Genomic DNA, 8,810 nt, shown 5'->3' with positions numbered 1-8,810 from the left:
CAAGGCACAGCTTGAAACCGTCACGCGTTCGATCGAAGCCGCGGAAACCCGCACCCGCGTGATGAACCGCAAGCTGCGGGACGTCGAGGCGTTGCCGGGTGAAGAGGCGAGCGGATTGCTCGGCGATGTACTGACGGGCGTGGATCCCGACGAGCAGTAGCGTGGGGCCGGGCCTAGTAAGCGGCCCGGCTTGCCAGCCGTTCCAACGCGTTACCCGCGAGACGCACGACACGCCAATCCGGCATCACCGAGGCGCCCATCTTCTCGTAGAAGCTAATGGCCTGCTTATTCCAGTCGAGCACGGTCCATTCAAAGCGTCCACACTGCCGCTCGACGGCCAGCGCCGCCAGCCGGGCGAGTATCGCGGTGCCAAGGCCGCTGCCCCGCTGACCCGGTTGCACGTAGACGTCTTCCAGATACAGCCCGCGCTTGCCGACGAAGCTCGAGTAATTGTGGAAGAACAGCGCGTAGCCGACGAGGCGTCCTTCGTCTTCCGCCACCAATGCTTCGATCGACGGCCGCGCGCCGAACAGCGCGTCACGCAAACCGTCTTCAGTCGCGACGAATACGTGCGTGAGGCTTTCGAATTCGGCCAGCTCGTACGTCAGCGCGAAGATGGCGCCGGTATCCGCGGGGGTCGCGGCGCGGATCGTTGCGGTCATTACGCCTCTTCCGGCGCGTCGGTCAGCTGGATTTCGATGCCGCCAAAGCGAGAGGCCACCCAGTTGTACGCGTGGCATGCAATCCACAGCAGGATGAAGCCGAGAATCGCGTTCAGCAGCAATGCGCTGAACACCGTGCTCAGTTCGACCGAGCCGTAGCGGATGAACGCCACCAGCACGCCGAGCAGCACGATTGGCACCGAGAACGTCAAGTACACGAGGATAAGTGCTTTGGCTGTCTGTCCCGGTGCAATGAACGAGATCTGTTTTTTCATGTAAGTCAAACCCGTGTGTCGAAGTGGTAATCGGTAAAGCTGCAAAACGAGGCTGCAAATGCGGCTGCAATTAACGTGGCAAACAAAGCCGCAAATCAGGCCACAACAGAAGCGCTCAGTACGTCATCAGATGAGACCGTCGAACAGCATGATATCGACGTGCTCGCCCTCGGCAATCTCGGCTTCGTCGTGCCCGAGCACGATGAAGCAATTGGCCTCGCTCATCGAACTCAACACGCCGGAGCTTTGCGAGCCCGTTGGCGTGACATGCCATTGACCGTGCGCATCGCGCTCGGCCACGCCGCGCAGGTACTCGGTGCGGCCGGCGCGCTTGCGGATCGGCTGGCGGCTGGCGGCGCGCAAGACCGGCAACGCCTGTGGCGTCGCGCCGGACATCAACAGCAGCGCCTCGCGGACGATTTGATAGAACGTCACCATCACGGCCACGGGATTGCCCGGCAAGCCGAAGAATAGCGCGGGCTGCCCGAGGCCCGGATGCTCGCCGGACCAGACGCGCCCAAAAGCGAGCGGCCGGCCTGGGCGCATGGCCAGACTCCAGAAGGCGACGTCGCCGAAGGTCTGCAGCAATTGCTTGGTGAAATCCGCCTCGCCAACCGAAACACCGCCCGACGTCAACACCACGTCGGCGCTGGCCGCGGCGGTGCGCAGCGCGGTTTCGAGCGCGGCGGGTTCGTCGCGCACCACGCCGAGATCGAACGTATCCATGTTCAGGCGCCGGAGCATCGCAAACAGCGTGTAGCGATTGCTGTCGTACACTGAACCCGGGTCGAGTGGCTCACCGAGCGAGCGCAATTCGTCACCGGTGGATAGAAATGCGACGCGCAAACGCCGCCGTACGTTGACTTCGCCAATGCCGAGCGAAGCCAGCAAACCGAGGTCCGATGCGCGCATGATGCGGCCGGCGCGCAGCGCGGCGTGACCGCGAGCGAGATCTTCGCCGGCCAGACGCCGGTTGGCGCCGGCTCGCACCGCATTGGCCGCAAACCGAATCGAGGTGGAATCGGCACTGCGCTCGACGAGTTCCTGCGGCACGACGCTGTCGCAATCAGCCGGCATGCAGGCACCTGTCATGACGCGCACGCATTGCGTCGTACCCACGTGGCCAGCGAACGGATGGCCGGCCAGCGCCTTGCCGACGATCGTCAGATCGATCGTCGACTCGTTCGCCGCCAATGCCGCGCGATTGAACGCGTAGCCGTCCATGGCCGAGTTGTCGTGTGAAGGGACGTCGATCGGCGAGACGATGTCGGCCGCGAGCACGCGATTGAGCGCATCGCGCAAAGGCACGCGTTCGACCGCCGTGACCGGCGTTGCCCATTGACGGACGATCGCCTGAGCGGCCGGGACGGGTAGCGCGTGAGGATCGTACTGCGTGACGCAGCGGGAAAATTCGTTAAGCGTGGTCATGAAGGAGTGGACGTCGCGACCAGAGGCGGGAGCGGCTGTTGCCGTGCGGCCGGAGCGGGATTTGAAACCGGGGCCTCAGCAACGCTCGAGGTCGGCGAGTTCGTGTAAAGAATTGATATTGTAAAACGCGCGCTCGTCGGCAAAGGCGACTTCGACCGTCCTGTGGCGCGCGTACCACGCGCGGACCTTACGCTCACCGGCTTCCAGAAAGCTTGCGAGGTCGTCCGCGAGACTCGTGCGCAGCAGCGCGAACACGGGATGGAGCGAGACGTGACCCTGGGCGTCGGTGGTCGTGACGGTGGCGATGTCAGCCTGATTCGAGTGCAGTGCCTGCGCGAGTCGCTCGGCGAGTTCGGTGGGGAATCCCGGCGTATCGCAGGGCGCGCTCAACACGTACGCGGTGCCGGCCATGCGCAGTCCGGCCAGCAGCCCCGCCAGCGGTCCGGGAAAGCCAGGCAGGGTGTCGGCAAGCACCTTGGCGCCGAACGGCGCGCCGAGCGTGCTGTAGACATCGGCATGGCGATTGGCGCTGATCAGCAACGCGCCGGTTTGCGGTGCGAGCCGCTTCAGTACATGGGCCGCGAGCGGCTCGCCGCGCAGCGGTTGCAGCCCTTTGTCGAGGCCGCCCATACGCATGCCGCGTCCGCCCGCGAGGACCAGACCGGTGATGTTGTCGCGTGTCGGATTCATGGGTCTGGCGGTTTAGCCGCCGATATACGACATTTCCACGCGGCGGCCGTCCTGCACACGTGGCGCAGCGGCGCTGCTGCCACGCAATTGCGAATAGCGGTCGCCGCGGGCTTGCCAGATTTCGGCAACGGCCGTGGCGATCTCGGCGTCGCTCGAGCCGCTGCGCAGCAAGGCGCGCAGATCGTGACCGGACGATGCGAACAGGCACAAGTACAGCTTGCCCTCGGTCGACAGCCGCGCTCGCGTACAACTGCCGCAAAACGCCCGTGTCACGCTCGAAATCACGCCGATTTCGCCGCTGCCGTCTATATAACCCCAGCGCTGCGCGGTTTCGGCTGCGCTGTGCGCTTCGAGCGGCACCAGCGGGAAATGTTCGGCGATCCGTGTCACGACCTCGGCGGATGGCAGCACTTCGGTCATGTTCCAGCCGTTCGACGTGCCCACGTCCATGTACTCGATGAAACGCAATACCGCACCCGAGCCTTTGAAGTGGCGCGCCATCGGCACGATCTGACTGTCGTTGGTACCGCGCTTGACAACCATGTTGACCTTGATAGGCGCGAGCCCCACCGCGTGGGCCGTGGCGATTCCGTCCAGCACGTCGGCGACCGCGAAGTCGGCGTCGTTCATGCGGCGAAACAGGGCGTCGTCGAGCGCGTCGAGACTCACCGTCACGCGGGTCAGGCCGGCGTCTTTCAGGCTGCGTGCCTTGCGCTCCAGCAGTGAACCGTTGGTGGTCAGCGTCAGATCGAGTGGACGGCCTTCCGGCGTGGTGAGTTGCGCGAGCCGTTCGATCAGAAATTCCAGATTTTTGCGCAGCAGCGGTTCGCCACCCGTCAGGCGGATTTTCTCCACGCCATGCGCGACGAAGAGCCGCGCCAATCGTTCGATTTCTTCGAAGCTGAGCAGCGCGCCATGCGGCAAGAACGCGTAATCCTTGTCGAACACCGCGCGCGGCATGCAGTAGACGCAGCGGAAGTTGCAGCGATCCGTCACCGAGATGCGTAGGTCGCGCAGCGGGCGCGCCAGCGTATCGTGCAGTGCGCCACGAGGCGTCTGCACGGCGCCGGAGATGACCGGCATCGCGCTGAGATCGGCTACAGGGATGATACGTCGGGACATGAATTGATTCGCTTGATGCTTCGTTTTGGGCTGCTCAGGTGCTGCGTGGTTGTTGTCTGGCGCTACGACTATTGCTGCGATTGGAACCCGGATCTTCATTCTAGCGGAAATGCATTCGGCGGCTGGCAGACCCCGGACGCTGTTGGGGTATACGGGGAGCCGCATAAAGCGCGCCACAAGGGTTGGCCGCCCGGTACCCAAAAACAGTCCGGCGCCCATAAAAACAAAAAGCCCGCCGGTCAGGGCGGGCTTTTTGCGTGGCGGCGGTTCGCTTACTGCGGGTGCTTACCGGTTTCCACCATTTGCATCGGCGCCGTTTCAACCGGCGGCAACGCCTTACGCTCACGACCCACGCGAACCGGCTTGGCCGCTTGCGCAGCGGCTTCCTGGGCGGCCCGCAGCTTGTCGGCGTCGGTGTTCACCCAGACGAGACCGGCTTGTTCCAGCACCGGCTTCAGGGCTTCTTCCGATACGCCGCCGTTACGCGGTGCTTGCGGAGCCACTGCGACGGGCGCCGGCTCGACTGCTGCCGGGACTACCGTCTCGACTGCCGGCGCGACCGCTGCAACCACCGGCTGCGGTTCGACGATCTCGGCCTGCGGCGCCGGCTGGGCAGCCGGTGCTTCGACCACGGCCGCCGGGGCTGCGGTTTCTACGGGAGCCGGCGCGGCTTGCGCCTCGACGACCGGCGCAACTACCGGCGTTTCGAGCCGAGCTTCAACAGGCGTTTCAACCCGAGCTTCAACGGGAGCTTCAGCGTGAGCAACCGGTTCGACGAGCGAAACCGTCTCGCTCGCGGCCGGCACAGCCCGGGCGGCTTCAACCGGCGCAACAGCGGCTTGCGCCACCGGTGCTTCCACTGCCTGCTCGACTGCAACCGGTGCCACCGGCGCTTGCGCGGCCGGCACAACCGTTTCCGTCCGGGCAGCCTTCTCGACGGCCAGAGCCGGCGTTTCGACTGCGGCATGCAGTTCGCTGACGACAGCGGTTTCCGTTGCGACGGCGGCGACAACCACTTCCACCGGCTTGACGTCGTTCGCTTCGTTGACTTCAGCTTTGTGCTCAACCGGTTGATGCGCGGTGCGCATCGGCGCTTCGTCGGTCACATTGGTGTTGTCGCCTTCAGCTTCCGCGACGTCTGCAGCCAGGTTGCCGTTCACGTCTTCTTCACGCTCACGACGACCGCCACGGCGGCCGCGACGGCGACGACGACGCTCTTCACCTTCACGCGCCACCGCTTCCTGGTCGACCGGGGCACCGTTTTCGCCCAAGCTGGCCTGGTTTTGCGCCAGCTCTTCCGTCGTGAGGGCGTCGTTCTGCGTCAGTGCATCTGCTTCCGGCTGCTGCTTGCGGCGTTCGCCACGTTCAGCGCGCTCGCCACGTTCACGACGTTCCCCGCGTTCCTGGCGCTCGCCACGCTCGGCGCGCGGTGCGCCGTCGACGGTTTCCACCGCACGATCAGTGCCGCGATTGTCGCGGTCACGGTTTTCGCGGCCCTCGCGACCTTCACGCGGTTCACGAGCCTCACGCGGTTCGCGGCCTTCGCGGACCTCACGCGGCTCACGATTCCCACGCGGCTCGCGCGATTCGCGTGCTTCACGCGGTTCACGACCTTCGCGTGCCTCACGGCCTTCGCGCGGTTCGCGTTCCTCGCGACGCTGCGACGGCTGCTGAACTTGAGCCTGACGGCCGCCGGTCGTGCCTTCGGCCCGGCCCGCTGCGTCGCGGCTGCCGGCGCCGCCACGGCGATTGCGGTTGCGATCGCCGCCGCGATCGCCGGTGCGCTCACCGCGCTCCGTGCGTTCGCCGCGTTGCGGACGCGGCTGCTTTTCAGCCGTAGCCGGCGCGGCAGGCGCCGGGGCGGCCGGCTGCATGCCGAACAGATTCTTCAACCAGCCGATAAAGCCGCCGCCAGCCGGCGTGACTGCCACCGGAGCCGGGGTTGCCGCCGGACGAACCGGCGCGCTCGGCGCCGGCTTCTCAGGCGTGATGCCCTTGACCGCCGCTTCCTGCTTCGGCTTCACTTCTTCGGCACGCTTGCTGTAACCGGTTTCCGATTCCAGTTCGCGGGCTGCTTCCTCGGCCATCTTCCACGAGGCGCGCGGTTCGTCGAGACGCGTATCGTCGTGACGCAGGCGCTCGAGCTTGTAATGCGGCGTATCGAGATGCTTGTTCGGGATCAGGACGACATTGACCTTGAAACGCGATTCGATCTTGTTGATTTCGGCGCGTTTTTCGTTCAACAGGAAGGCGGTCACTTCGACCGGCACCTGGCAATGGATCGCCGCGGTGTTTTCCTTCATCGCTTCTTCCTGAATGATCCGGAGCACTTGCAGCGCGGACGATTCGGTATCGCGGATGTGGCCCGTGCCGTTACAGCGCGGGCAGGTCACGTGGCTGCCTTCCGACAGCGCCGGACGCAGGCGCTGACGCGACAGTTCCATCAGGCCGAAGCGCGAGATCTTACCCATCTGGACGCGCGCACGGTCGTGCTTCAAAGCGTCTTTCAGGCGTTGCTCGACTTCGCGCTGGCTCTTGGCCGATTCCATGTCGATGAAGTCGATCACGATCAGGCCGCCCAGGTCGCGCAGGCGCAACTGGCGGGCCACTTCGTCGGCCGCTTCGAGGTTGGTGCGCGCAGCCGTTTCCTCGATGTCGGCGCCCTTGGTGGCGCGTGCCGAGTTCACGTCGATCGCGACCAGTGCTTCCGTATGGTCGATCACGATGGCGCCGCCGGAGGGCAGCGGTACCGTGCGCGAGTACGCGGTTTCGATCTGGTGTTCGATCTGGAAGCGCGAGAACAGCGGCACGTCGTCGTGATACCGCTTCACTTTGCTGACATTGTCCGGCATCACGATATCCATGAAGGCACGGGCCTGGTCATGGATTTCGGTGGTGTCGATCAGGATTTCGCCGATATCCGGCTGGAAATAGTCACGAATCGCACGAATTACGAGGCTCGATTCGAGATAAATCAGCATCGGCTGGCCGCTCGAACCGCTTTGCGACGCAGCCTCGATGGCGCGCCACAGTTGCATCAGGTAGTTCAGGTCCCACTGCAGTTCTTCGGCGCTGCGGCCAATCCCGGCCGTGCGCGCGATGATGCTCATGCCTTCCGGCAATTGCAGCTGCGCCATGGTTTCGCGCAGTTCCTGACGGTCGTCGCCTTCGATCCGGCGCGATACGCCGCCGCCGCGCGGGTTGTTCGGCATCAAAACCAGATACCGGCCGGCGAGCGAGATGAACGTGGTGAGGGCCGCCCCCTTGTTGCCGCGCTCTTCCTTTTCGACCTGAACGATCAGTTCCTGGCCTTCTTTCAGGGCGTCCTGAATGCGCGCGGAGCGCATATCGACGCCGTCGCGGAAATACTGGCGGGCGACTTCCTTGAACGGCAAAAAGCCGTGGCGGTCTTCGCCGTAGTTGACGAAACAGGCCTCGAGCGAAGGCTCGATGCGGGTGATGATGCCCTTGTAAATATTGCCTTTGCGCTGTTCGCGCCCGGCGGTTTCGATGTCGATATCGATGAGTTTTTGCCCATCGACGATGGCAACGCGCAGTTCTTCCTGCTGCGTCGCATTGAACAACATTCGTTTCATTGAACGGCTCCAGGCGGCTTAGCTAGCCCTCAGCTGCGCGGTTGTCAGTCGCGAGAGCCAGGAGGGTAGCGGCATGCCGCGCCTTATTGTGTTTTCACAAGCACGCTGGAGCGGGAACATTGGCGGGAGAATTGCCTGAGAGGGCCCGCTCCCATTGAGAAATGGGCACGGTGCCGCAGGGCACATGCGAACACGGCTTCAAATAACGACCCGACACGCCGCGGGTTCTGCCAGCAGACCTTCATAAGCCATTCGTCCACTCGCGCCGGTGCGCCAACTGGGCGCGTGACCGGAGGGTCGAAGGCTGCGGTCATGCCGCAACGGGAAGTTCGCGCAGTCGGCGCGTCTTTTCTCGCTGGGGGTGTCTCGCCTCATTTTGACGTCGCCATGTCTTGTATTTTCTACAAGACGCCTCGGGCGCACGCCGTATTTTCGCAACCGGCAGCTTCAACCAGCAGGGCGTCAGACCGCCCGATACCGAAGCTGAAAGTTAAATTCTTTTTGACCAAAATTCCGTTACCGTCGAAGCTGACCTTGACCGAACGCGCCTGTGGGCGCCGTCCCTGCCGGGTACTGACCTCGTGCGTGCAACTTGTTGCATCTCATTTTGAGGGTGAGCAACCAGACCCCGGCGCAAGTAAAATAACGGTTTATCGCTTGCACCTGCGCAATCCGCCCGAATTCCGGACACTGCGCCGGCCGCCGCAGACTGCTGGGCAAATTATATTCAGAATGAAAGAGTTAGGCAAAATATCCCAGAAATCGGTCACAGGTCCGGTAGCAAACGCGGTCGCCAGCGACCAGGTCTCGCTCATCGAAATCGACGACAGCGCGGCCGGACAGCGCATCGACAACTTTTTGTTGCGCGTCTGCAAGGGCGTGCCGAAAAGCCATATCTACCGCATCCTGCGCAGCGGGGAAGTTCGCGTGAACAAGGGCCGGATCGACGCGCAATACCGGCTGGAGCTGGGCGATCTGGTGCGGGTGCCGCCCATCCGCATCGCTCAGCGCGACGAGGCGGCGTCTCAGGCGCCGGT

General features: G+C 64.1%; 7 protein-coding genes and 1 pseudogene. 2 read left to right on the top strand and 6 right to left on the bottom strand.

Annotated features, from left to right (window positions below; translation table 11 throughout):
• A pseudogene (locus QOC89_RS01925) lies at positions 1–160 on the top strand (DNA recombination protein RmuC); the annotation flags it as partial.
• Between the two features lie 13 nt (positions 161–173).
• On the opposite strand, the gene QOC89_RS01920 reads toward QOC89_RS01925, so the two are convergent.
• From QOC89_RS01920 to QOC89_RS01895, 6 genes are all read right to left on the bottom strand, one after another.
• Positions 174–662: a GNAT family N-acetyltransferase gene (locus tag QOC89_RS01920; RefSeq protein WP_323043474.1), complete on the bottom strand. Its 489-nt coding sequence runs from the start codon at positions 660–662 to the stop codon at positions 174–176.
• Positions 662–937 carry a hypothetical protein gene (locus tag QOC89_RS01915; protein ID WP_054036190.1) on the bottom strand — a complete coding sequence of 92 codons (276 nt, stop codon included), beginning with the start codon at positions 935–937 and terminating at the stop codon, positions 662–664. Before QOC89_RS01915 ends, QOC89_RS01920 begins: the two co-directional genes overlap by 1 nt.
• Positions 938–1,063: 126 nt before the next feature.
• Positions 1,064–2,365, bottom strand: a complete 1,302-nt coding sequence (glp, locus tag QOC89_RS01910; RefSeq protein ID WP_323043473.1) for a gephyrin-like molybdotransferase Glp — start codon at positions 2,363–2,365, stop codon at positions 1,064–1,066.
• A 75-nt stretch (positions 2,366–2,440) separates the two neighbouring features.
• Positions 2,441–3,055: a molybdenum cofactor guanylyltransferase MobA gene (gene mobA / locus QOC89_RS01905; RefSeq protein WP_323043472.1), complete on the bottom strand. Its 615-nt coding sequence runs from the start codon at positions 3,053–3,055 to the stop codon at positions 2,441–2,443.
• A gap of 12 nt (positions 3,056–3,067) precedes the next feature.
• Entirely contained in the window at positions 3,068–4,177 is a 1,110-nt protein-coding gene (moaA, locus tag QOC89_RS01900; protein WP_323043471.1) for a GTP 3',8-cyclase MoaA, read from the bottom strand.
• 272 nt (positions 4,178–4,449) lie between these two features.
• Entirely contained in the window at positions 4,450–7,773 is a 3,324-nt protein-coding gene (locus QOC89_RS01895) for an Rne/Rng family ribonuclease (RefSeq protein WP_323043470.1), read from the bottom strand.
• A gap of 312 nt (positions 7,774–8,085) precedes the next feature.
• Between QOC89_RS01895 and QOC89_RS01890 the strand changes: the two genes are divergently transcribed.
• On the top strand, positions 8,086–8,810 hold a 725-nt coding region (locus tag QOC89_RS01890), incomplete at its 3' end, for a S4 domain-containing protein (protein ID WP_323043469.1).

The sequence above is a fragment of the Paraburkholderia sp. genome, from assembly GCF_034668105.1.
GTDB lineage: Bacteria > Pseudomonadota > Gammaproteobacteria > Burkholderiales > Burkholderiaceae > Paraburkholderia.
The sequence above is the reverse complement of the archived record's forward strand: the minus strand, read 5'-3'. Positions and strand labels throughout refer to the sequence as shown.

What these genes read in the sequence shown, in the direction of transcription:
- glp (WP_323043473.1), bottom strand. Translation starts at nt 2,365, where the DNA reads ATGACCACGCTTAACGAATTTTCCCGCTGCGTCACGCAGTACGATCCT.
- QOC89_RS01895 (WP_323043470.1), bottom strand. Translation starts at nt 7,773, where the DNA reads ATGAAACGAATGTTGTTCAATGCGACGCAGCAGGAAGAACTGCGCGTT.
- QOC89_RS01915 (WP_054036190.1), bottom strand. Translation starts at nt 937, where the DNA reads ATGAAAAAACAGATCTCGTTCATTGCACCGGGACAGACAGCCAAAGCA.
- moaA (WP_323043471.1), bottom strand. Translation starts at nt 4,177, where the DNA reads ATGTCCCGACGTATCATCCCTGTAGCCGATCTCAGCGCGATGCCGGTC.
- QOC89_RS01920 (WP_323043474.1), bottom strand. Translation starts at nt 662, where the DNA reads ATGACCGCAACGATCCGCGCCGCGACCCCCGCGGATACCGGCGCCATC.
- mobA (WP_323043472.1), bottom strand. Translation starts at nt 3,055, where the DNA reads ATGAATCCGACACGCGACAACATCACCGGTCTGGTCCTCGCGGGCGGA.